Annotated in this window: 15 protein-coding genes; 13 read left to right on the plus strand and 2 right to left on the minus strand. The window is 71.4% G+C overall.

Going from position 1 to position 23036, the window contains the following annotated elements; genetic code table 11:
* Window position 1 precedes the first annotated feature (1 nt).
* The 13 genes from ACIQD6_RS26660 to ACIQD6_RS26720 are packed head-to-tail and all read left to right on the plus strand — an operon-like array spanning window position 2 to window position 17657.
* Window positions 2-1183 (plus strand): phage late control D family protein, encoded by a 1182-nt coding sequence (locus ACIQD6_RS26660; protein ID WP_401886679.1) that lies wholly within the window; start codon window positions 2-4, stop codon window positions 1181-1183.
* A complete protein-coding gene (locus ACIQD6_RS26665) occupies window positions 1180-1881 on the plus strand; it encodes a phage baseplate assembly protein V (protein ID WP_401886682.1) in 702 nt (233 codons plus the stop codon). The genes ACIQD6_RS26660 and ACIQD6_RS26665 overlap by 4 nt, the downstream gene beginning before the upstream one ends.
* Window positions 1878-2291, plus strand: coding sequence for a GPW/gp25 family protein (locus ACIQD6_RS26670; protein WP_401886683.1), 414 nt, complete (start codon window positions 1878-1880; stop codon window positions 2289-2291). Before ACIQD6_RS26665 ends, ACIQD6_RS26670 begins: the two co-directional genes overlap by 4 nt.
* A complete protein-coding gene (locus ACIQD6_RS26675; protein ID WP_401886686.1) occupies window positions 2288-4267 on the plus strand; it encodes a putative baseplate assembly protein in 1980 nt (659 codons plus the stop codon). Before ACIQD6_RS26670 ends, ACIQD6_RS26675 begins: the two co-directional genes overlap by 4 nt.
* Window positions 4264-6378, plus strand: a complete 2115-nt coding sequence (locus ACIQD6_RS26680; protein ID WP_401886688.1) for a putative baseplate assembly protein — start codon at window positions 4264-4266, stop codon at window positions 6376-6378. The genes ACIQD6_RS26675 and ACIQD6_RS26680 overlap by 4 nt, the downstream gene beginning before the upstream one ends.
* A complete protein-coding gene (locus ACIQD6_RS26685; protein WP_401886691.1) occupies window positions 6375-8354 on the plus strand; it encodes a phage tail protein in 1980 nt (659 codons plus the stop codon). The genes ACIQD6_RS26680 and ACIQD6_RS26685 overlap by 4 nt, the downstream gene beginning before the upstream one ends.
* A gap of 12 nt (window positions 8355-8366) precedes the next feature.
* Window positions 8367-9695 (plus strand): hypothetical protein, encoded by a 1329-nt coding sequence (locus tag ACIQD6_RS26690; protein WP_401886694.1) that lies wholly within the window; start codon window positions 8367-8369, stop codon window positions 9693-9695.
* A gap of 2 nt (window positions 9696-9697) precedes the next feature.
* The gene (locus ACIQD6_RS26695; protein WP_401886696.1) at window positions 9698-11713 is read left to right on the plus strand and encodes a hypothetical protein; all 2016 of its coding nucleotides are present in this window, start codon (window positions 9698-9700) and stop codon (window positions 11711-11713) included.
* Window positions 11710-12849, plus strand: a complete 1140-nt coding sequence (locus ACIQD6_RS26700; RefSeq protein WP_401886699.1) for a hypothetical protein — start codon at window positions 11710-11712, stop codon at window positions 12847-12849. Before ACIQD6_RS26695 ends, ACIQD6_RS26700 begins: the two co-directional genes overlap by 4 nt.
* Before the next feature lie 2 nt (window positions 12850-12851).
* Window positions 12852-13388 carry a hypothetical protein gene (locus ACIQD6_RS26705; RefSeq protein WP_401886702.1) on the plus strand — a complete coding sequence of 179 codons (537 nt, stop codon included), beginning with the start codon at window positions 12852-12854 and terminating at the stop codon, window positions 13386-13388.
* A complete protein-coding gene (locus ACIQD6_RS26710; protein ID WP_401886704.1) occupies window positions 13385-15223 on the plus strand; it encodes a hypothetical protein in 1839 nt (612 codons plus the stop codon). The genes ACIQD6_RS26705 and ACIQD6_RS26710 overlap by 4 nt, the downstream gene beginning before the upstream one ends.
* Before the next feature lie 5 nt (window positions 15224-15228).
* A complete protein-coding gene (locus tag ACIQD6_RS26715; protein WP_401886707.1) occupies window positions 15229-17349 on the plus strand; it encodes an ATP-binding protein in 2121 nt (706 codons plus the stop codon).
* A 5-nt stretch (window positions 17350-17354) separates the two neighbouring features.
* On the plus strand, window positions 17355-17657 hold the full coding sequence (locus tag ACIQD6_RS26720; RefSeq protein WP_401886710.1) for a hypothetical protein: 303 nt from the start codon (window positions 17355-17357) through the stop codon (window positions 17655-17657).
* On the opposite strand, the gene ACIQD6_RS26725 is transcribed toward ACIQD6_RS26720, so the two are convergent.
* Together ACIQD6_RS26725 and ACIQD6_RS26730 are read right to left on the minus strand one after the other, a co-directional pair.
* Window positions 17645-18289, minus strand: coding sequence for a hypothetical protein (locus tag ACIQD6_RS26725; RefSeq protein WP_401886713.1), 645 nt, complete (start codon window positions 18287-18289; stop codon window positions 17645-17647). The genes ACIQD6_RS26720 and ACIQD6_RS26725 overlap by 13 nt on opposite strands.
* Window positions 18286-22914 carry a hypothetical protein gene (locus ACIQD6_RS26730; protein WP_401886715.1) on the minus strand — a complete coding sequence of 1543 codons (4629 nt, stop codon included), beginning with the start codon at window positions 22912-22914 and terminating at the stop codon, window positions 18286-18288. Before ACIQD6_RS26730 ends, ACIQD6_RS26725 begins: the two co-directional genes overlap by 4 nt.
* Window positions 22915-23036 lie beyond the last annotated feature (122 nt).

Raw genomic sequence — 23036 nt, forward strand, 5'->3', positions numbered from 1 at the left:
GATGAGCGCCCCCACGCCGGAAGTGGCCTCCCCCGACCGGTACGCGCCCGAGTTCGAGGTCCGCATCGAGGGCCTGGAGATGGACCCGAGCACCAAGAACGACATCATCGACGTCAAGGTGAACCGGGACATCGACGAGATGTCGGGCTTCGACCTCACGCTGAACAACTGGGACGACGTCAACCTGAAGTTCAAGCACAGCGACTCGCCGCGGCTCAAGCTCGGCGGCCGGGTCTCGGTGCGGCTCGGGTACGCGGACAAGCTGCTCACCGTCGCCACCGGGACCATCAGCACGCTCAGCCCGAAGTTCTCCGACAGCGCGTCCCCCACCGTCCAGGTCAGCGGGGTGGACGGGCTGCTGCGGCTCAAGGACCGCAAGCCAGCCGAGAACGAGGCCAAGATCTACCGCAATCTGCCCGACTGGCGGATCGCGGAGCAGATCGCCCAGCGCAACCACCTGCGGATCGAGGTCACCAAGGAAGGGCCGACTCATGACCAGGTGGTGCAGAAGAACCAGGACGACGCGAGCTTCCTCATGGAACGGGCCAAGCGGCTCGACTTCGACTGCTACGTCCTGCCCGACCCGCAGTCCGGCGAGGACACGCTGTACTTCATCAGACCGACGGACGGCCGTGACGGTCGCCCGATCCGGGTGTACCGGCTGGCCTACGCGCCGGGACTGTCCACCGGACCCTCCGGCCTGCCCGAAGGGCTGATCCCCAACCTGCTGGACTTCACCCCGACACTGACGGTGTCCCAGCAGGTCGGCAAGCTCACCGTGCGCGGCTGGGACCCCCGTACCAAACAGCCGATCGCGTTCACCGCGACCGCCGAGAACCTGCCGGCCGGGCAGAACACGGCCGACGGGCAGAGCGGCCCGGAAGTCGCCGATTCCACGCTGGGGGGCCGCCAGGACGTCCTGGTCGACGCGCCGGTCACCAGCGACCAGGAGGCCCGTGAGCTGGCGATCAGTCTGCTGCGCGAGCGCGCCTACGAGTTCATCACGGCGACCGGCCGGGTGGCGGGACTCCCCGAACTGCGGCCCGGCGACAACCTGGAGATCTACGGCCTCGGGCAGCGGTTCTCCGGCACGTACTTCGTCAAGCGGGTCGAGCACACGCTCAACACCAGCGGATTCTTCACCCAGTTCACCGCACGGCGGATCCACCAGGGGGACCAGTGACCACCAGGACCACGCCACGCGCCCGCTCCACCGACAAGCGGTACTACGGCGTCGTGGAAGCGCTCGTCGTGGAGAACGACGGCGACGACGAGGCCCGGGTCAAGCTCCAGTTCCCGTGGTTCGACCAGACCACGGTCACCGACTGGTGCCGGGTCAGTCAGCTCTACGCGGGCAACGGCTACGGCTCGGTGTTCGTCCCGGAGAAGGGCGACGAGGTGCTGGTCGCCTTCGTCCACGGGGACATGCGGTTCCCGATCGTTCTGGGCGGTCTGTACAACGGCCAGGACAAGCCGCCGACCGCCCGCACCGACGGGCGGGACCAGAAGATCATCCGGACCAGGCATGGTCACGAGGTGCTCCTCGACGACACGGAGTCCAAGGCCGCCGTACGGATCAAGTCCGCCGCCGGACACGTGGTGGAGCTGGACGACGAGGGCAAGGCGATCCGGATCACGGCGGCCGAGGGCGGGAGCGTGACCGTGTCCGCGCAGGGCGAGATCACTCTCAAGGCGCCGAAGGTCACCGTCGATTCCTCCGACATCGAGCTGGGCGCCGGAGCATCCCAGCAACTCGTGCTCGGCAACATGCTGGTGGGGCTGTTCAACAGTCACACCCACACCTGCCCCGCCGGGCAGTCCGCCCCGCCGGCCCCGCAACTCGGGGCCTCCGTACTGGCCAAGAAGGCGAAGACGGCATGAGCGAGGACTTCCTCGGAACCGGCTGGCGGTTCCCGATCCTGCCCGACGAATCCGGGCGGCTCGGGTACGCCGTCGGCGAGCAGAGCATCGAGCACTGTCTGCGGGCGCTGCTTCTCACCGGCACCGGCGAGCGCGTCATGCGGCCCGGATTCGGCACCCGGGCCCAGGAGTTGGTGTTCGCGCCCGGCAGTGTGCAGAACCTGCGCGACCTGGAGAACTCGGTCGCCGAGGCTGTCCGCACCCACGAACCCAGGGTGGAGCTGGAGGAGGTCCGCGCGGAGGCCGACCCGGCCGACGAGTCACGGGTCACCGTCTCGGTCGTCTACCGCATCCGCCGCAGCAACACCAAGGCGAACCTGGTGTTCCCGTTCTACGTCGGCCTCACCGGCCTCACAGGGGGGACGCCATGACCGTGCCCGCGCCCAGACTGGACGACCTCACCTGGGACGACATGATGGCGGCCATCCGCCGCCGGATCCCCGCCGAGTCGGGCGGCACCTGGACGCTGCACGCGCCCGCCGACCCCGGCGTCACCCTTCTCGAACTGTTCGCCTACCTCCTCGAACAGCGGCTGTACTGGCTCGACCAGGCGCCGGACGCGCTCGTGGTCGCCGTGCTGCGGCTGCTCGGCCTCGAAACTCCGCGCCCCGCCCGCCCCGCGGCCACGGTGCTGCGGCTGGCAGCCCGGACGGACACGGCCGCTGTTCCGGTCGTTCCCGCCGGGACGGCCCTGTCCCGCGACCTCATGGGCCGCGTCGTCTTCACCCTCGACGACGACGTCGCCGTCTTCCCGCTCGCCGAGGGCGGTGAGGTCACCGTATGGACCGACCGTGACCGTACGGCTGACCTGCGGGCCCGCCGGGACGTCGCGCTCCTGGCGAGCGACGGCGCCCCGGCCCAGGCCCGTTTCACCCTGCCGCTCACCGGAGAGCTGCCCGCGTCCGGCCCGCTCAGTCTGCTCGTCGAACTGGCCGCGCCCGCCGCGTCCGTGCCGTCGTGGCTGCCCGGGGCGACCGACGGGGTGAAGCCGCCCGCGGAACTGACCTGGTCCTGGTTCCGGCCGGACTCCGACGTGTCGGGTGAGTTCGAGAAGGTCGAGGACGGCACGGCCGGGCTACGGCGGTCCGGCGTCGTCCGGCTGCACCCGCCGTCCGGCTGGTCCACCCGCGACACCGGGCTGCTGGTGTCGACCCCGGCAGCGACCTACGCCGCCCCACCCCGCCTCCGTCAGCTCGCCCTCAACGTGTCGGCCGCGCACCACCTCCTGCGGCGCACCGCGCGCGGCACCGACCTGGCGGAGCAGATCACCGCCTGGCTCAAGCTGCCCGGTCAGCACCTCGTCCTGCCGGAAGCCGCCGGCCTCCTGCTGGAGGCGAGCGTGCGCCTGGCGGGCTACAAGTGGCTGCCGGTGCCGGACTTCACCTTCGGCGCGTCGGCCGACCGGACCTTCCTGATCGACCGGGAGGAGGGCGCGTTGGTGTTCGGCGACGGACTCACCGGGCGCATCCCCCGGCCCGTCCGGGACGTGACCGACGACTACGTGACCGACGACTACGTGACCGTCGACTACGTACTCGGCGGCGGCCGGTCCGGCAACGGCGGACTGACCGCGAACTGGCAGCCGGCCTGGGACTCGCCGGGAGATCAGGGTGCGATCTCGGCCGCCAACCTCGTACCGGCCGAGGGCGGCCAGGATCCGGAGACCGTCGGCGCGGCGCGACAGCGCGCGGCGGCGTCCCTGGGAGAGGTGACCCGCGCGGTCACCGCCGACGACTTCGTCACCCTCGCCCGTACGACACCGGGCGTCGCCGTCGCCCGCGCGTACGCGTCCCTCGGCGAGCACCCCGGCTTCCCCTGCTCCACGGTGCCCGGCGCGGTGACCGTCCACGTTGTCCCCTCGGTGCCACGGGACGACTTCAACCGGGACGACCTCGTCGCCGCGCCACAGCCCGACCCGGGCACCCTGTGCGCGGTCGCCGCCCGCCTGGAGTGCGCGCGGCTGCTCACCTCCGAGGTCTTCGTCCGCGCGCCCGCCTACCGCGAAGTGACGCTGCGCGTCGACCTGTCGGGCGACCCGGCCGACCGCACCCGCGTGTCCGCCGTGGTCGGCATGGCGCTGCGGCGCTTCCTCGACCCGCTCGTCGGCGGCGAGGAACAGGACGGCTGGCCCTTCGGCGAAACACTGCGCCCCTCCGCCCTGCTGCGGGCCGCGCAGCGAGCGCTGGGCGACCTCGCGGACGTCGCCGCTGTGGCGATCGGCCTCGACGGGGCCGACGCGACCGAGGACTGCGACGAGGTGGAGCTGCGCGCCGGTGACCTGCCCGTCCTGCGGGCGGTCCGGATCCGGACCGCTCCCGCCGTCGAACCGGGGGAGGGGCTGGAATGACCGGCGAAGTGTGGTGGGAGCGGGACGCGCGGGCCGAGGACAGGCTCGTACCGGGCCCCGGACCGTCCGGCGTCCAGCCGGAGCTGACCGAGGCGACCCGTGAGGCGGTACGTGCGGACGTACGCGGCCGGATCGCCGGATACACCCCGGACTGGACCGACCCCGACCGCCAGGACGCGGGCGTCGCGCTCGTACGTCTCTTCGGCACCCAGCTCGAACCCGTGCTCGGCCGCGTCAACCGGCTGCCGGAGAAGGTGCTGGCCGAGCATCTGGCGACGGCGGGCGTACGACGGCGCCCGGCCGGTGCGGCGGCCACGCTGCTCGAGTTCACCGTGAACCCGCCGGACGGCACCTCCGTGCTCGTCCCGGCCGGATTCCAGAGCGGGGCGTCGAGTCCGGCGGGGCAGGTGATCTACGAGACCGACGAGGACCTGTACGCCACACCGGCCACGCTCGGCGCACTGGCCGTACAGGAGTCCGGAACGCTGGAGAACCTGCCGCTGGGACCCGCCGGACCGAGCCGCCCCTTCGCGCCGTTCGGCCGGGACCCCGGGCCGGGCAACGGCCTGTGGATCGGACTCGCCGGGACGGCCGCCGCCTACCCGCGGCTGTCCCTGGGCTTCGTGGTCGTCGCCGCACCGCCCGCGCCGGCGGGCTCCGGCGAACTGGCGTCCGTACCGCTGCTGCGCTGGGACGTGCTGGACGGCACCCGGCTCGTACGCGCCGAACTGATGCGCGACTCCACGGCCGGGCTCCGCGCCGGCGGCACCGTCGAACTGCGGGTCCCGCGCTCCTGGGCGCCCGGCAGCCCGCCCGGCTTCCGGCCGGGACCCCCGCTGCGCTGGCTGCGCCTCCAGATCGCGCACGGGGCCTTCACCGGACCGGGGCCGGTGCTGTCCGGACTGCGGCTGAACATGGTCGCGGCCACGGCCGCCCGTACCGTCAGGGACGAACCGCTCCAGCCGGTCCAGGACCCTGGGCGGACCGGCGGCAGCCGCATGAGGCTCAGTCAACTGCCCATCCTCACCGGCTCCGTGGTCATCGAGGTCGACGACGACACGGGCGGCGATGTGTTCGGTACCGCTACCGGCTCCCCGGCCGGATCCTCGTCCCGGTGGCGGGAAGTGGAGAGCCTCGCCGCGTACGGCGCCGACGACCGGGTCTTCACCGTGGACCACGCGACGGGCGAAGTGACCTTCGGGGACGGCGTCAACGGCACCGCCGTGCCGCCCGGGTTCCGTAACGTCCGCGCCCTCCGGTACCGCGTCGGCGGCGGCAGCGACGGCGCCGTACGCGCCGGTGCCGTCAACGGGGTGGTGACCGCCCTGCCGTTCGTCACCGGCGTCAACAACCCCTTCCCGGCCTCGGGAGGAACGGACGCCGAGTCCGACGCCGACACGATCCGCCGCGGCGTCGGCGAACTCCGCGCCCGCGGCCGGGCCGTGGCGCCCGCCGACTACGGCCTGCTGGCCACCCGAGCGCCCGGCGCGTCCGTGGCCCGCGCCCAGGGTGTGCCCGGCCTGCACCCCGATTTCGCCGGGGTGCCCATCCCCGGCGTCGTAGGAGTCTTCGTCGTACCGGCCGTGGCGCCGGGCGACGACCCCGCCGAACCGCCGGTGCCCACCGCAGCCTCACTGCGCGCCGTCGCCGACTACCTGACCCGCGAGGTCGCCCCCGCCGGAGTCACGGTGGTCGCCGCCCCCGCGCGCTACCGGCGGGTCGCCGTGGAATCCTGGGTCACCCTCGACCCGGACCACGACCGTGCCGCCGTCCTGGCCAGGGCGGGCGACGCGGTGCGCGCCCACCTGGATCCGCTGACCGGCGGGGAGAACGGTGCCGGCTGGCCGTTCGGCGGCGCGCTACGGCACTCGGCTCTGGTCCGGGCGCTGCTCGCGGTCGACGGAGTCCTGGCCGTGTCACAGCTCTCGCTCACGGTGGACGGAGTGCGGCTGCCGCCCTGCACCGACCACGCGATCGGCCCCCACACCCTCGTCTGGCCGGAACGCCCGCTGCTGATCCCCGTAGATCCTGTCCGGCCGGTCTCTGCCGGGCCCGCAAGACCGACCGGACAGGCAGGCCCTGTCCGGCAGGACCTAGGAGACCGGCCATGACGTGCGCACCGCACAACGCGACCTTCCGTCTGCTGGACGCCTACGTCGGCTGGGACGAACTCACCGGTGACGAACTCACCGGCGGGGACGGCGAGTCGGGGCCGGACGGCATCGTCGGGTTCGAGGCCCCGGACGGCATCCGGCTGGCCTTCCGGGGTTCCGAGCCGGAAGGTCCCACGAGAGCCCGGCTGTTGCCGTGGTTCCCCGACCCGAGACTCGCGCCCGGGTGCGGGCCGTGCGCCTGGTACCTGCTCGTTCCCGACGCGCCGCGGCTGCTTCGCCGCGACACCTGCACCGGCGGTTGGGTCCCCGTATGGCAGCCCGACTGCGACCCCGGCCCGCTGCGCGAGCCCGTCTCCGTCGCAGCGCGCGGACACCGGCTCGCCGTCGTGGAGCCGGACCGGGTGCTGGTGTGGCGCCGCGACGGCGAACAACTCTCCGGTGTGATCAGGGTCCACCGGCCGAGCCTCGCCGCCCCGGCCCCCGACGACGAGGTCCTGGTGGCCTGTCAGGACACCACCGACCTGCGCCGGTACGACTCGGCGGGCGGCTTCCGCGGCGTGCTCCGCACCGGCACGCACGGCGAGATCATCGGACTGCGCACCGGCCCGGACCGCACGATCTGGCTGCTCACCGACGACGGCGAACGGCTGCGGATCCACCGGGGCGGCCGCCACCGCCCGTTCCGTACCGTCACTTACGACGAACTGGCCGCGGCCCTGCCACCGTCCACGCTCACCTCGGTGGACGGGGACGGTTTCTGCCTGCGGGACAATGGCCCCGACACCGACGTGACCAGCTGCTACACCTGGCAGGGTCTGGCCCGTGCGACCACTCCACCGGCGACCACCCCCTATGTGACCGACGGGTCCTATGTCACGGCCCTGATCGACAGCGGCATCTCGCGCTGCCGCTGGCACCGCGTACGGGTGGAAGCCGACGTGCCCACCGGTACGGCCGTCGCCGTCCGGATCGTGGTCTCCGAGGACGGGCAGTACGCCGAGACCGACTGGCAGACATCGGCCCCCGGAGCCACGGACTTCCTCGTCGACCAGCCGCCCGGCCGCTTTCTGCGGCTACGGCTGCGGCTGTCGGGCGACGGCGGCGCGACCCCGGTCGTCCACCGGATCCGGCTGGATTTCCCCCGGGTCACCAGCGCCGACCTGCTGCCCCCGGCCTTCCGCCAGGACCCCGCGGCCGACGACTTCACCGAGCGCTTCCTGTCGCTGTTCGACTCCTCGCTCGCCGATCTCGACCGGGTCATCGAGCGGTATCCGGCGCTGCTCGACCCGGCCGGCGTGCCGGACCGGGTGCTGCCGTGGCTGGCCGGTCTGCTGGGCCTGTCGTTCGAGGCCGGCTGGGACGCGAAGACCCGGCGTGAGCTGCTGGCCGCCGCCCCGGAGCTGTACCGGCGACGCGGCACGTCGTGGGCGCTGGGCGAGGCCGTACGCATCGTGTTCGGGGTGGCCCCGGTGATCGACGAGCTGGCACGGGACCGCCTCTGGGCGCAATTGCGCGACACCGTCGGCGGCACCGGGCCGGGGCTCGGCTCCGTACGGCTGTTCGGCCGGTCGGCGAGCCGGTTCCGGGTCGGCGGCTCGGAACTGGGCGCCGCGCCGCTGCGCGCGTTCGGCGAGCCGGACAACGACCCGCTCACCGCGCACGCACACCGGTTCCGGGTGCTTCTGCCCGCCGGCGCGGCGGACGAGAGCGCGCTGCGGCGGCTGGTGGAGCGGCAGGCGCCCGCGCACACGGTGGGGTCGGTTCGGACCGGCGGCGCGGGCTTCGTCGTCGGCTCGCGGTCCACGGTCGGCGTGGACACCGCGTTCGTCCCGCTGCCGCCGCCCGTGCTGGGCGGCGAACACCCGTTGCGGCTGAACCGCGACGGGGTGCTCAGGCCAGGACCAAGAGGATCGCGCCGAGGGGTCGGAGTGGGAGTCGTCTCCGCCGTCGGTGTGCATACGCGAGTGTGGTGAAGGGACAGTGCGATGACGGAGACAGGGACAGGGCCGGGATCGGCGGAGGCGTTCGACACGCCGCCACTGCGCAGGCTGCGGTACTTCCACGGCCAGAATCTGGGTGCCAGGGACTTCCAGCGTGAACAGGAGTACGTCCGCGAGAAGTTGAAGCTGCGCATGCGCTCCCTGCTCGGCTACGGGGTGGTGTGCGGCCTGTACGTGCGGCCGGTGCGGCGTCACGACGACGACTGCCCACCGGACCACCACGAGGTGGCGGAGGACGCCGAGGGCCCGGAAGGGGGTGCGGAGCGCGGCCGGCGCAGGGCCGAAGTGAGGCTCACCTCCGGTCTCGCCGTGGACTGCGACGGCAACGAGGTCGTGGTCCGGGGCGGTTGCGTGATCGACCTGTGGAAGGCGTTGCCCCGGGACGAACGGGACACGGACACGGTCTGGATCGGCATCGAGTACGCCGAGCGGCCCGTCGAGCCCACCCGCGCCGTCTACAACGACGCCTGCGGGGAGACCTCCGACTGCGAATACGGCTGGACGGAGGAGTGCTGCACCGTACGCGTCACCGGCTGCGAGCCGCCGGCCGACGAACGCTGCGACACCTGCTGTTCCCGGTGCGAGCACAAGGTGCTGTGGCTGGCCAGGATCGACTGCGTGGACTGGTACGAGCCGGTGCGCGCGGACCAGATCCACATGAACATCCGCCGCCCGTTCGGCACACACGTACCCACGGTGATCACCGGCATCAACTGGATCCACGGACACACCTACACGGTCGACGAGGCCAAGGCCCTGCTCGGCACCCAGGACGAGGACGGCGGGCTCGTCGTGCGCTTCTCCGACGGCGTCCGCAGGGACACGCTGCGACGCGGCGTGGTGGAGATCCAGGTGATCGAGGGCGGCAGCGGACGCAACGCCTCCACCTGGTACATGGGCGGCGCCTTCGCCGACCCGCACGTCGAATCCGATACCGGATCCGATACCGGATCAGCCGCTGAACCGGCTGCTGAAGCGACCACCGAGTCAACCGAGTTAACTGAGTCAACCGCGTCACGCAGGTTCACCCGGGAATTCCGTTACCGCCAGACCACACGCGAGACGCTTCAGGACGGCGACCGCGTCCTTGTCACCGTCCGCGCCGCGTTCCTCCTCGACCGCTGCTGCCGTCCGGTCGACGGCACCCACGTCGGTGGACGCGTACCGACCATCGACGACGGGGCGACTGAGGTGACCGAGGCGGAAGGGCGGCGCGGCTGCGACCTCCCGCCGTCCGGCATCGGGCCCTGGACGTCCGGCACCGGCTCGGGCGGAGACGTCTTCGAGAGCTGGTTCTTCGTGAAGGAGCGCTGATCATGGGAACAGACTGCGGTTGCGGCTGCGGTGGTGACGCCACCCGCACCTCCGCCTTCGTACGCCCCCGCTTCTTCGCCGGACAACTGCTGACCGAGGACGATCTCGGCCTGCTGGTCGACTATGTGACGGCGAAAAGCAGACTGCACAACCGCTCCCTGTCCGGGCCGGGCGTCGTCCGCGGCCTCGGCGTCACCTGCGACCCCTGCGGGGGCGGCACCGTGGCGGTGCACCCCGGACACGCCTTCGACTGCGCGGGCAACGACATCGTGGTGTCCTGCACCGAACGGGTCGATGTACGGGCACTGGTGCGGGAGCGGCGCGTCAGCGGCCTCGGCGTCGACTGCGGTGACCCCTGCGACGACGACGGCGAGCGCCGCTACGGCCTCTTCGTGCGCTACCAGGAGCTCTCCGTCGACCCGGTGGCGCCGTACGCCACGGAAGAGCCCTGCCCCACTCCGGGGTGCGTGCCGTCGCGGATCCGGGAAGGGTACCGATTCCTCGTCAAGCACGGCGTCTTCGAGGACCACCGGCACAATCCCGGCACCACCCTCCTGGCGAACCTCGGCAGCCTTGAGCGGGCCGACGAGGCCAGGGCCCGCGACCGGCGGCTCGGGCACTATGTCGATGCCATGTTCGCCGCGTCGGTCTCCACCGGCCGGACCATCGGCTTCGAGGCGGCCGACAACAAAAGGTTCACCGACGGCCTCGACTGGCTGCGTCAGAACGCGGGCGGAGAGGGGCCGCCCCCGCCGCAGACAGTGCCCGAGATGACCGACCACGTACGCGCACTGGCCAGTGCCGTCGCCCGGTTCGACACCTACGACGCCGCCGGGCAGGCCCAGCTGAAGAAGGACTACCCGCGCCTCGCCGAGGTCCAGGACGCCCGCGGTGTGCTGGGAGCGGCGTGCGGGCGCCTCAAAGGCGCCGACATGGGGGCGGCGTGGCCGGACCCGCTGCGCCGTACGATCGCCCGCGCGGTCGTCACCGAGACCGCGGCCCGCGTCGTACCGGAACGGGGAGACCCGGACGCGCAGCTCGAAGTACGCATGCTGGCCCAGGGCACGCCGCTCGGCCACGCGCTCCAGGTGGAGTTCCGCGCCGACCTCGCCCTGATGCGCGAGTGGCTCCTCGGCCGCCTCGACCACGCCACCGGACTCGCCGACTGCGCGCTGCGCCCGTACGTCGCCGCCATCGACGTACCGCCGCGCCTGCCGGCCCCACCGGCGGACAGCGTGGAGCGGACGACGATCGCCGACCTGCTGCGGATCGCCGAAGCGGCCGAGAAACTCTCCCTCGCCGTGCGCCGGTTCGTGACCGACGCGGCATGCGCCACGCTCAACCCGCCGTGCGACGACTGCACCGATACCGACGTCCTCCTCGCCGAGGTGGAACTGGACGGCTGCGACGTCGTACGGATCTGCTCCGCCACCCGGGAACAGGTACTGCCGGGCGGATCGGCTTACGGCGAGTGGCTCCCCAAGCTCTACCGGCTGCGCGAACTGGCCGAGCGGGTCTGCTGCCAGCCCCTGCCGAGCCACCGGAGGCCGGACCTCCCGGCGGCGGGCCCGGTGTCCCGCCCGTACGCCGACGGCCTCCTCGCCGACTGGCCGCGCACCGGCGACCTGGAGGAGATGCTGTCCCTGCTGCTCACCCCCGCGCCCGGGGAGACGCCGCCCAAGGTCCTGCACGAGCAGGTCTACACCACACCCAGCGAAGTGACCGACAGCATGCAGGAACTGGGCATGCTCAGGACACAAGTGGCCGATCTGACCGCTGTCCTGGAGGGATTGCGCGTACAACTGGACGCCTCTCGGACGCAGATGAGCCGCCTGGAGGAGCAAGTTCCGGAACGGCTCGGGTCCCGCCTCGCGGAGCTCGAAAGCGCACCGCGGGAACAGGAGGCCGAGCCCGCCGAACCACCCGCGGGCGAGCCGGCCGAACCCTCGGCAGCCAAGCCCCCGGCGGCCAAGCGCAGCCGGTCTCCCCGGACCCAGAAGCCCGGTGAGACGCCATGACCGGCCCGCTGCGCCCCGCCTTCCACGAGGGCCAGGTACTGGCCGCCGCGGACCTGTCGGCCTCGGTGGAGTACGCGCGTGGTCTGACCACCCTGCACGCGCGGCACCTGCACGCGTGGGGCATCGCCGAAGGCCTCGGCCTGGTCACCGCGAACCGCACCGACCCGCGGACCAACGCCCGCTTCGTCGAGGTGAGCGTGGAGCCGGGCGTCGCGATCGACGGGACCGGCCGCCAGGTGGTCCTCACCGAACCGGTCGTCCTGCGCGAGAGCGGCTTCGAAGAGGTCAACGGCGCCGACCAGCCGACGGACGACCCCTACCCGGTCTTCCTCACCGCGGCCGACCGGGAACCGGCCACGTCCCCCCGGCCGGACTCCTGCGCGGGCGCAGCCACGAAGACCCGGGTGGAGGAGTCGTACCAGATCCTCTTCGGACGCCTCGGCGACGAACTGCTGGTCGCCGACCAGCAGCCACCCGCGATCGGCGCCCCATCGGCCGACCCACCGGCCCGCTGGCTCGTCCTGCTCGGCTATGTCCGGTGGACGGACGGCCACTTCAGCGGAATCGAGACCACGGCCCGCGGGGTCGCGGTGCGCTACGCCGGTGTCCGCGCGGACACCGTCTCGGCCCGGTCGGGCGCGCTGACCCTGCGTACGAGCCAGGCCGTCCAGGAGGGCGGACCGGTGCTGGTGCTCACCGGCGGCGACCCGCCCAGCCTGGTCTTCGGCCTGTACCAGGGCGGCGGCACGATCGCGCCGCTGATGACCGTGGCGGCCAACGGCAACCTGGCCATCGAGGGCAGCTTCAGCGGCCGGATCTCGGCGGGCACCACGCTGGTCACCTCCGGGACGGCCACCGACGGCATGCTGCTGCCGCTGCCTTCCGGAGTCAGCGCGGAACAGGTCGCCGACGGCCGGGTCGTCGTCCATGTCCACCTGACCCCGCGCACGCCGCCGGCCTCGGCGGACACGACGCTGTACAGCCCGGTGGAGGCCAGTGTGGACAGTGACCGGAGGGTCCGGTGCCGGGCACGCCTGTACGACCCGGTCATGGCCCCCGGCGAGGTCGTCGAACGGCCAGGCACGGTCGACTTCCTCGTCCTGGCGACGGTCGCGGCGACGAACGGCGGTGGCTGACGATGGCTCTTTCCGTGGTGTACGTGGCCGACACCGGCCATGTGGTGGGCGCGCTCGCCCTGACCGGCGCGAGCACCCTGCCCGATGTGGCCTCGCTCGTCGGACTCGCGCTCCCGCTGCGCGTCTCCCTCGGCTCGGGCAGGACCGCGACCCTCCCGCTGAACGCCCGCGAACTCGCCGTGGCTGCGGCGGACGACGAACCGGGCGCCCTCGCCGATCCGCTCGCCTACGCGGTCGAGCTGACGGCCGAAGCACCCCCCAGACCCAAACCCACGCTGCTGCGCCTCGCGACATGGAAGGACGGACTGGCACTGGCGACGGACGGCCTCGCCATCACCCTGCCCGTCGCCACGAACAGGCTGGTCAAAGTGGTCGCGCTGGTCTCCGACGAGCAGGACACCCATGTCCTCGCCGGGGAGATCCCGGCAGGGGAGACCAAGGTCAAACTGCCGGTGACCCTGGCCACGGCGAGCGAACACGGCGTCCTGGTACTCGTGGGCGGCTGGGCAGGCCGACTGGAGAAGGCGAAGGTGTTGTGAACACGCCCACCGCGCGGACCACCGGAGAGATCACGGTGCACCACTGCGCCGTGACGGTGGTCCGCCGCGGCGGGTGGAGCTGGGGACCCGATCCACGCGGCCTGGTGGACGAAGTGATCGACGTTCTCCCGGAGTTGCTGGCGGACCACTTCGCGGAGCAACTGGCGGGCGACGGGCCGGACGTGGAGATCACCGAGCCGCTGACCGTCACCGTCCGGCCGGGCAGGACCGGGTGGACCGGTCCCGGCCGGATGCCCGTCGAGGTCCACTTCGCACCGGCGGAGATGGTGGAGATCCCCGATGACATGTCCGCCGACGCGTCCGCCGCAGGCGATTCTGCGGTCGGCGCGGAGGCGTTCGAAGAGTCCTTCGGGAGGTCGTTCGAGGAGTCCTTCGGGTCGGCGGTGCACCCATGGTCCGCGCCGTCCGTCGCCGCGCTCCTCGCGGAACTCGCCGAGCGGAACGAACTGGACGCGCTTCTCGCACTGCTTCCGGACGACTCGGTCCGCGTCTATCTGCTCGCACTGCTCGGCGACGGCGACGGCGACGGTGATGCGACGGCCGGCCGGCTGCTCGCGGAGCTCGCCGGACGCGCCCTCCCGGACACACCGGCCGGGGAACTGCCCGCCGCGCTGCGCGGACTTCTGCCCGGGGACCCTCCGGATGGTGACACCACCGCCCTGGCCCGGCTGTTGACCGAGTACCTCGCGACGGCGGACCGGAACTCCCTGAGCGACCCGTCCGACCCGTCCGACCTGGCGGGTCGGTCCGGTCGGTCCGGCTCCTTCGCCGAGGAGCCGCCCCCGGCAACGGGCGGCGCCCTCGTACCCCGTACGAGCGGCGACGTACGGGTGTGGTCCGCGCTGCCCTTCCTGCTCGCCGGGCCGCTGGCCCGGATCGGGTATCTCGACGCGATCGGACCCGCCCTCGCCGGCCTCGAACTCGCCGAGGAAGCACCCCTGTTCGCGGCGGCGCTGGCGTACAAGGTCCTGGGCGTGACCGGACGCGGCTGGCGCCGGACCGAACAGGACACCGAGGCCGCGGCGGCCTTCGCCGGTCTCGGCTCACCCGTACCCGAGGACCGGCTGACCGACTTCGCCCGCGTCGCGGCGCCCGCGTTCCCCGTACTGGACGGCGTCCTGGCGCTCTCGGTGTGCCGCGGCCACGACCCCGACGCCCCGCTGCTGATCACCGGGGCCGAGGACCGGCTGTTCCTCGCCGACGCCCAGGGCCTGTTCCCGATCGCCTGGGCAGCCACCGCCCGGGAACTGCTGCCGTACTGGCAGGCGTGCGGCCAACCGCACGTACTGATCTGCGACGGCCCCCTGCCCACCGGATCCCTGCGCGAACTCGCCGAGGCGGGCGTGCCGTTCATGACCGGCATCCGCCCGCTGCGCGGCGATCCGGTGACGCGGCTGCCCTGGCGTACCCCTCTGTGGACAGCACCGGGCGGGCGCGTGGACGTACGGCTGGCCGCGGAACTGCCCGGCCACACCGCCCGCCTCGCCGGCCTGATCACCGCCCTCGCCGTCGAGCGCCGGGCGGCACCGCTCGCGCGGGACGGCGGCCTGGAACGTACCGTCACCCTCGCCGCCGCACTGGGCCTGAGCACCATCGCCTGGACGCTCTGGCGCGACCGGGAGACACCGGATCCGCTGCTGGCCCTGAGCCGGTTCGCCGATCTGGACGCCACCGTCCGGTTCGAGCCCACGGCCGTACGGGTACGAGTCCCGTTGGGCCGGCGCCACACGGACCTGCTGCGCGGCGGACTGCTCGCCGACGTACCCGATGTGGTGTGGCTGGGAGGCCGGACCCTGACCTTCTCGGGCGGGTGAGGGGGATGAGCGCCATGAGCGGTACGGGCGAACCGGCGGCGGAACACCTGCGGATGCGCCTCGCCGACGTACATCGCGCGCTGCGCAACGCCGTCGAGCGGCAGTCACGGATCGCCGGGCTGCTCACCCGGCCCGACCTCACGCCGTACTGCGTGACCGACGAACAAGTAGATGTCCTGCTCGGCGAGGTGCACACCTTCACGGACACCATGGCCGAGCCGTATGTACCCGATCAGCCGGAGTCGGAAGGCGAACGCGACCTGCGGCGGCGCGCGGCGGCCGAAGGACTGACCCTGCCGCTGGACGCGCTCGCCACGCGATTCGGCCTGACCCGCGCGGACCAGGACGCCCTGCTGCTCGCCGCCGCGCCCGAACTGGACCGCGGCTACGAGCGGATCTACGCGTACATCGTGGACAACCTCAACCGGCGGCTCCCTTGCGTGGAACTGCTGGTGACGGTCGGCGCCGACAACGCGGCGCGGCGGCTGGCCCGCCGCCGCGCCCTCGGCCCGGCCGGACCGCTGCGCCGCTACGGCCTGCTGCGCCCGCACGGCGAGGCCGCGGTCGAACTCGCCCAGGAACTGGTCCTCGGGCCGGGCGTGCTGGAGTTCCTGCTGGGCTGGGGCGGAGACGTCGGCCTCCTCGGCCATGACCCCGGCGAGGTCGTACAGCCGGAACCGCGCGTGCTCTCCCCGTACCTGTCCTCGGACCGGCTCGTACGACTGGGCCGCGCGCTGGGCTCGGGAGACATCGACCTGGCAGGGATGTGGGGCTGCCCGCCCGACGGCCAGCTCGACGCCGTACAGGCACTGGCCCGAGCGGCGGGGGCACCACTGCGGACCCTGACCTTCGACCCCGAGACCGACCTGCGGACGGCCGCGTCGCTGGGCAGCGTGCTGTGGATCCCCACCGACGACCTGCACGGCGAGGCGCACCGGCAGGCGGCCGAAGCGGTCTCCGCCGTACTGCTCCGGTCGCGGGCCCCGGTCTGCCTGACCGGCCTCAAGCCATGGCGCCCGGCGGGCCTGCTCGCCGTACGGTCCTACGCCGAACTCACCGTCCCCGTACCGGATCTGCCCGACCGGCGGGCGATGTGGTCGGCCGCGCTCCCGGACCTGAACGGAACCGTCCTGGAGGACCTCGCCGTCCGGTACCGGATGAGCGGCGGCGAACTGCGCGCCGTGGCCTCGGTCGCGGACGCCGGGGCACGCCTCGCCGGCAACGGGCACCCGGAACCGGTCGCCGACCATGTCCACCCCGCCATCGCCACGGTGACCAGGGGGCGCGGCGGCAGCACCGTCCAGTCGATCGTGCCCCGCCGGACGGCCGACGATCTGGTCCTGCCCGACGTGCAGTTCAAGCAGATCCTGGAGATCGCGTCGGCCGCCCGCGCGTGGCCACGGGTCGCCGAGGCCTGGGGATTCGCCCGCCGCTCGGCGCACGGCGGCGTGAAGGCGCTGTTCACGGGGGAGCCGGGGACAGGCAAGACCATGTCGGCCGAGATCGTCACCGGCATGCTCGGCCTGGAGCTGCTCAAGGTGGACCTGGCGCAAGTGGTCTCCAAATGGGTCGGGGAGACGGAGAAGAACATGGAGGAGGCGTTCCGGCAGGCCGAGGAGAGCCACGCGGTCCTGCTGTTCGACGAGGCCGACGCCCTGTTCGGCAAACGCGGCGAGGTCAAACACGGCACGGACCGGTACGCCAACCTGGAGGTCGGCTACCTGCTGCAGCGCCTGGAGGCCAGCGACGGGCTGGTGATCCTGACGAGCAACCTCAAGGACAACATCGACCCGGCGTTCACGCGCCGCTTCCACTTCGTGGTCAACTTCCCCCGCCCGGTCGCCCCCGAGCGGCGCAGACTGTGGCGCCTCGCCTTCCCGGAGGAGGCCCCGCTCGGCCCCGACGTGGACCTGGACGTCCTGGCCCGCCTGGACATGACGGGCGCGGCCATCGCCGCAGCCGCCCGCACCGCCGCGCTGTCCGCGGCGGACGCCGACGCCGACGCGATCGGCATGCGCCACATCGTGCGCGGCGTGACCCGCCAGTACCAGCGCGAGGCCCGCCTGCTCCGCCCCTCCGAACTAGGCCCGCACGCCCATCTGCTCGACGACGGATCACAGGGGTGACGCCGATGCTGCCCACGGAACCTCCGCTCTCACTCCACCGACTGGTGGCGCCCACACCACCGGCCCGGGTCCAGGACAGCGGGACCGCGGCCGTCACCGCTCAGCGGCGGCCCGCGGCCGAGACCACGCCCGTGGCGGCCCACGCCAAACCGCCGACCGCTCTCGAACACATGCTTCTGGTCGGCCAGAACCAGGTGGGCAACGCGGCGGTGGCGGGCGCGGCGGCCCAGACGAGCCCCGCTACGCCCCCGTTGATGGTCGTGGCCCCGGCCCCTGCACCGACGCCGAAGGCCGTTCAGTCGCCCTGACGTGCGGCTGCTTGCCGTTGGAGTTCCCGGACCCGCTCCAGGGACTCGTTCGCCTGCTCCACCTGCGAACCGTCCACCGACCCGGCGCCCCGGTTCGACGGCTCACGAAATTCCTCATCGAGCAGCCGGAGTGCGTCGGCGTGCTCGTCGTACAGGACCGTGAGCATGGACTCACCACAGTGCACCGCTTCGCCGGAACCGGTAACTCCGCGGAGGCAGAAGGCTGTTGGGCGGTCCGCCCGGAGCTCACTGATCCGGTAGCACACGATCAGGTCCTCCTGCCCGGCCTCGGCGCCGGGGATCACCATGAGCGGCATCAGGTCGGGATCGCGGGCCAGGAGCCGCAGTTCGGTGCTCGCCAAGGTGTCGGGTGTGGCATCAGGACCTCCCAGATCGAGCGGGAGGGCCAGCTGCCAGGGCTGGTTGGTGAAACTCGCCAACAGATCCAGTTCCCAAGGTCCGGCGTCGAGAACGACGAAGAACTCTTCGGGAAAGGCCGTGTCGTAACACTCGCGCAGCACCTCGCGCGGGCCAAGACCGTTCTCGTACAACGCCCGCGCCAGGCGGGCCATCGACGCGTAGTCGGCGCGTGACGCCTCCGCACGCAGCCGGTCGAGGGCCTCCGGGGTCATCGCGATTCTCCTTGCTCCGGCGGCGCATCTCGCACGATGTCGTCCAAGAGTGTCCGGATGCGTTCCCAGTCTTCCCTGAGCTCTGTGGCGGTCATCGCCGAAACGATCTCCTGCGTGATCGCTTCCGCCTTCCGGAAGGACTGCTGGGCCCGTTCCTTGTTCGGTCCCTGCTTTCTCTCACCGACCAGGGCGTTGACGTCGTCGCTGAGTTCCTTGAGGCACGCCTTGATCTCCCAGCTGTTCACGGTCAGCCTCGGGTTGTCGGCCATCAACATGGCGACGTTCTCGACGTGGACGAAGATCTTGCCCTCCAGGCGCCTCTGGACACGGTCGTTGAGCCCGGGGTTGGCGTGGATGAACTCCCTCGCCAGGGTTCGGGCGCTGGCATACGACTGCGACTGGATGATGAGCGCGTACATCCGGTGGCTGACGCGAATGGCGGCCTCGCCACCGCCCTTCTTCCGCATCAGGCCCTGATCGGCCAGCTGGACGTCCGCCGGCGTCCGGGTGAGCCCCCGGTCACGGTCACCCGGCAGCGGGCTCGTGGTGGTGCTCGCCTCCGGGGTGTAGGCGACGGTGAACTCCTCGCCGAAGACCTCCATCAACCGGTTCCGCAAGGCGCGTCCCTCCGCACTGCGCATTCCGTAGAGCGCGCCCTGGACACCGCGCAGGGCGCGGAGCCGCTCGTTCTGGAAGATCCCGTCCGCCTGGTGACGGTCCCACGCCTTGATGAGCATGTTCGGCTCGGTCGGGTAGAGCATCTGCGGATGAAGCTTGGCGATGGCGGCCCGGATCGCCCGGTCCAGCTTATTGGCCAGCAGAGTGAGCTGTTTCGCGCGCGGATCGCCGTGCTCACCCCAGTCGAAGTCGTTGAAGTGGTAGCCGCCGATCGTGATCAGCGGGTGTTTCTCCATCTCGTCCAGCGCCTTCTTGTACACGGCCAGGACGCCCAACGTCTCGGAGACCGCGACACCGGTGTCGGCATCCTGGCCCACGACGTGGACCTGGTCGTTCACCGCCGACAGGATGGCCACCGCCTGGCGGGTGTACGAGGAGTTGAGCACCTCCTCCCGGAAGAGGCCGTAGGGGAGCGCACCCTTGTCGCGCAGACCCTTCTCATGGGATTCGGCGAGCGTCCTTTCGGTGCCCGACAGCTCCCGGTAGGCCTTGCGCACCTCCGACATGGGGACTTCGCGCTTCTCCTTGTTCAGCCACCTGGGCGTCCAGACGAAGCCGAACACGGCCATGATGAGCTTGAGCGGTCGTTTGACGCTGTCGATGGCTCCGCTGAGAACGCTGCTGTCGTTCTTCGGGTCGAGATGCTCGAACGTGTTGACGCCGATCACCACAGCGGTCCTGGCCGCCGCGATCTCCTTGGTCTGCGGGTTCTTCCAGGCGCTGTGCAGGTACCGGGCGGCCATGTCCGGGTTCTGCTTCACCTCGCCGGGGACGGCCGCCATGTTGATGACGAAGCCGGTCCGCCGGTCGAGCCCCTCCATCGGAACCTTGACCTTGTTGAGCTGGTCGACCGCCTTCCCATGCTTCCTGATCTTGAAATTCCCCTCGGCCGGACCGACGTGGTACGGGAACTTGTCTCCCAGATCCTCGACCGGTGTCTCCGCCTCGGGGTTGATGGCCACCTTGATCCGGTATTTGTCCTCCGCGACCTTCTTGAGCTGGATTCGCGTGAGGTCGTGCCGTTTCTTGATGTCAGGAAGCCCTCGCCGTACGGATTTCACCGTGGCCGATTCGCCGTCGAGCAGACGCGTCGCGTCGCGAACGGCGGCGTCGAGAGCGCGCTTTTTCTCTTGCTCGGACCGCTTGTCGGGACGCTTCCTCTTCCGGTCCGGCCCGGCCCCGCGCTTGGGCCGTTTGTCTTTGCGGCGCTTGCGGGACCTGTCTGGGCGACGCCTGCCGGGCCGTTTCCGGTCCGGCCCGCGCCTCGTCGGCTTTGCCGCGGGCTTTTTTCTGGGTTTGATTTTCGCCCAGAGTTTTTTGACCAGGCCAACGATCTTGTCGATGACCCAGTCGATGGCGCGGTTCACGGGGGCGGCCAGTTGCTGGAAGATCTGGCGGACTCTGCCCGCGATGCCGCCGATGCCCAGGATCGCCGCCAGGGCGCCGATGAGTACGGGGATGGAGCGGGCCAGGGCTCGTTCGATCATGGCGGGGACTCCGCCGGTGCCGCCGCGGGCGATGGCGATGATCGCGTCGAGAACCGAGTTGACGAATTCGATGATCTGGCGGGCCTGGGTGACGATGAAGCGGACGATATCGATGATCATCTTGCAGGCGCGGACGAACGCCGACGCGGGGTTGAGGAGAGAGAGGATCCAGGTGATGCCCGCGAGGACGACGGTCGGTGTCAGGTACTTGATCAGTCGGTCGACCAGGTCCTTCTTCAGGTCGCCGACGCGGCTTCTCAGGTCGTCCCAGGCGCCGGCCACGCCCTGACGTTTGACCGCCGAGACCAGCGGTACAGCGGTCTCGGCGGCGCTCACGGCCTGTTCGGGCACCTTGCGTACGAGGCGTGAGCGGATGTTCTGCCAACTGATCCCGAGCAGTGAGGCGATCATCAGCAGGATTCCGCGGATGTCGAACTTGGCGGGGATCTGCACGCCCGCGGAGGAGCCGACCCCCAGCAGCCAGGTCAGCACGCCCTGTTGCATGTGCTTGCCGACGTTCTTCTTGAACAGTTCCAGTCCGCCGCCCACGGCGGTGACCAGTTTGCCGAGGAAGCCGATCGGATCGGTCAGGATCATTCCGATCGCCTGTACTGCCTTGCGCAACACGCCCATCAGGAGGTTCTTGAGCTCGTTGATGGCCTGGATGGCGCCGGCGATCGCGTCCTTGGCCTTGTTGACCCACCCCTTGTTCTTCTCCTTCTCCGCGGCGATCTCCTTGTCGACCTCCTTGACCGCGTCCGTGTAGCGGGTGGCGAGGGTGTCGACGAGTTCGGTGCCCTTGTCGTTGACGGTGTCGCGCAGCTCGTCGAACTTGTCGGCGAACTCGCCCGCGGCCTGCCGGCCGATGGCCTGGAGGTCCTTGGGCAGCTTGTCCACCGCCGCCTTGAGCTCTTTGCGGCCGTCGGCGATACGGTCCTTGGCCCGGCGCAGTTCGCGCTCCACGGTGCCGGCGATATCGGTGATCACCTGCCGCATCGCGGTGAGGTAGTTGGCCTTGGCCCGCTCGTAGACGCGGTTGGCTTCCTCGGGCAGGTCGGCGAACAGGTCCTTGACCCAACGGGCCTTGCCCGCCCAGCCGGAGTAGCGCCGGTCCTTGTAGTCCTCCATCCCCTGTTCGTGCTCACGGGTGAACTGGTCGCGGGCGCGCTTCTCTTCGCGGGTGAAGTCGGTGTCGACCGTCGTGTCCAGATCGGTCAGGATCTTTTCGACGTCGGTCTTGGTCTTGTCGAACACCTTCTGCAGCAGCGCGGTGACCGTGGCCCGCTTTTCCTCGTCGCTGCCCTTGGCCCGGGTTTTGCCCGCGGTCACCTGCTGGCCGGCGGCAACGCGCGTGCCTGCCATGGATGTCATCGCGGCCGGCCCGATCGCCGCCGCGTTGTTCTTGACCGACTTGATTTCCTGGGCCTCGGCGCCCCGCAACGCGCGGGGAGCTGTGGCCGAGTGCTTGTCCATCGTCTTCTTGCTGGCCAGCGCGGCCTTGAACGTCGGTTCGTTGGAGCGGGCCAGCTGCTTCTCGGTGACCTTCGCGTCGGCCATTTGCCGGTTGACCTGTTCGGGGCCGGCGGACATGTCGGTGGCCGAGGCGGGCAGTGTGTCGGGCACCGCCTGGTTCGCGTTGGGCCCGGCGGGTCTGCCCGGTGGCCGGTCCGACTTCAGCGGGACCACGGGTTTGGCGTCCGGTGCGGGCTGGGGCGGTTGCGCGGTGGTGTCGGCGATCTCCTGTGCGGCGGTCTCTCTGCCTTCGCCGACCTTGCCCTGGACCTCCTGCTTGACCTCCTCCGCCTTGCCCGAGTCGCCGAACTTGTCAGCCTCGTCAAGGTTCTTGGGCGCACGGTCCGCGATGGCCTTCTCCACCGCCGCGACGAAGGCGTCCTTGTTGAACTCCTTGGGCTGGGCGGCGTCCATGTCCTCGGCATGGGCGGCCTTGCCCCGTGCCTCCTGGTCGTCCGCGGGCGGAACTGCCGCCTCCTGCGCCGCGGTCGCCTCGGTCCGGGCGGGCGGATGACTGGTGCCCACCAGTTGCTTCTTGGCGGCCACATCCTTCTTGAGCGCCTGGAACTTCGGATCGGCCCCCGGCGACCGGCGACCGGAAGCCTCTGTCTTGGCCTTGGTCTTCTCGGGCCGCTGCTCGGTGGACGTATCGGCCCGGCCCTGCTCCTGTGTGTCCGGGGCAGCCGTGGGCGGAGTCTTCGCCTTGACCGCGACCGGCCGTGTCCCGGCAGGCCGGGCCGCCCCGGCTCTGGGTTGTTTCGTGCCGGGCGCCACCGGCCCGCGAGGTGCGGCGACGGCACCACTCGCGACCGCCGCGTTCCCCACCGTCCCCTGACCGGCCAGGCCCTGCAAGGCCGGGAACCCCTGCCCCGGCAATCTCGGCGCACCCGGCGGCAGACTGTTCAAGGTCGCCGTCGTCGCCGCGTTCCCCACCAGGGGCAGCGCCATCCCCGCATCGGCCGTCCCCGGAAGGGAGACTCGCCCGCTGCCACGCCGAGTGTTCGCCTGGGCCGGCCGCCGCGTGTCCGTCGCCCGTAACGCCATCGCCAGAGCAGGAGCGGACAACGGTG

The sequence above is a fragment of the Streptomyces sp. NPDC088400 genome (assembly GCF_044753355.1).
Taxonomy (GTDB): domain Bacteria; phylum Actinomycetota; class Actinomycetes; order Streptomycetales; family Streptomycetaceae; genus Streptomyces.

What these genes read in the sequence shown, in the direction of transcription:
- ACIQD6_RS26720 (WP_401886710.1), top strand. Translation starts at nt 17,355, where the DNA reads ATGCTGCCCACGGAACCTCCGCTCTCACTCCACCGACTGGTGGCGCCC.
- ACIQD6_RS26730 (WP_401886715.1), bottom strand. Translation starts at nt 22,914, where the DNA reads ATGGCGCTGCCCCTGGTGGGGAACGCGGCGACGACGGCGACCTTGAAC.
- ACIQD6_RS26660 (WP_401886679.1), top strand. Translation starts at nt 2, where the DNA reads ATGAGCGCCCCCACGCCGGAAGTGGCCTCCCCCGACCGGTACGCGCCC.
- ACIQD6_RS26715 (WP_401886707.1), top strand. Translation starts at nt 15,229, where the DNA reads ATGAGCGCCATGAGCGGTACGGGCGAACCGGCGGCGGAACACCTGCGG.
- ACIQD6_RS26705 (WP_401886702.1), top strand. Translation starts at nt 12,852, where the DNA reads ATGGCTCTTTCCGTGGTGTACGTGGCCGACACCGGCCATGTGGTGGGC.
- ACIQD6_RS26675 (WP_401886686.1), top strand. Translation starts at nt 2,288, where the DNA reads ATGACCGTGCCCGCGCCCAGACTGGACGACCTCACCTGGGACGACATG.
- ACIQD6_RS26690 (WP_401886694.1), top strand. Translation starts at nt 8,367, where the DNA reads ATGACGGAGACAGGGACAGGGCCGGGATCGGCGGAGGCGTTCGACACG.
- ACIQD6_RS26685 (WP_401886691.1), top strand. Translation starts at nt 6,375, where the DNA reads ATGACGTGCGCACCGCACAACGCGACCTTCCGTCTGCTGGACGCCTAC.
- ACIQD6_RS26670 (WP_401886683.1), top strand. Translation starts at nt 1,878, where the DNA reads ATGAGCGAGGACTTCCTCGGAACCGGCTGGCGGTTCCCGATCCTGCCC.
- ACIQD6_RS26680 (WP_401886688.1), top strand. Translation starts at nt 4,264, where the DNA reads ATGACCGGCGAAGTGTGGTGGGAGCGGGACGCGCGGGCCGAGGACAGG.
- ACIQD6_RS26725 (WP_401886713.1), bottom strand. Translation starts at nt 18,289, where the DNA reads ATGACCCCGGAGGCCCTCGACCGGCTGCGTGCGGAGGCGTCACGCGCC.
- ACIQD6_RS26700 (WP_401886699.1), top strand. Translation starts at nt 11,710, where the DNA reads ATGACCGGCCCGCTGCGCCCCGCCTTCCACGAGGGCCAGGTACTGGCC.
- ACIQD6_RS26695 (WP_401886696.1), top strand. Translation starts at nt 9,698, where the DNA reads ATGGGAACAGACTGCGGTTGCGGCTGCGGTGGTGACGCCACCCGCACC.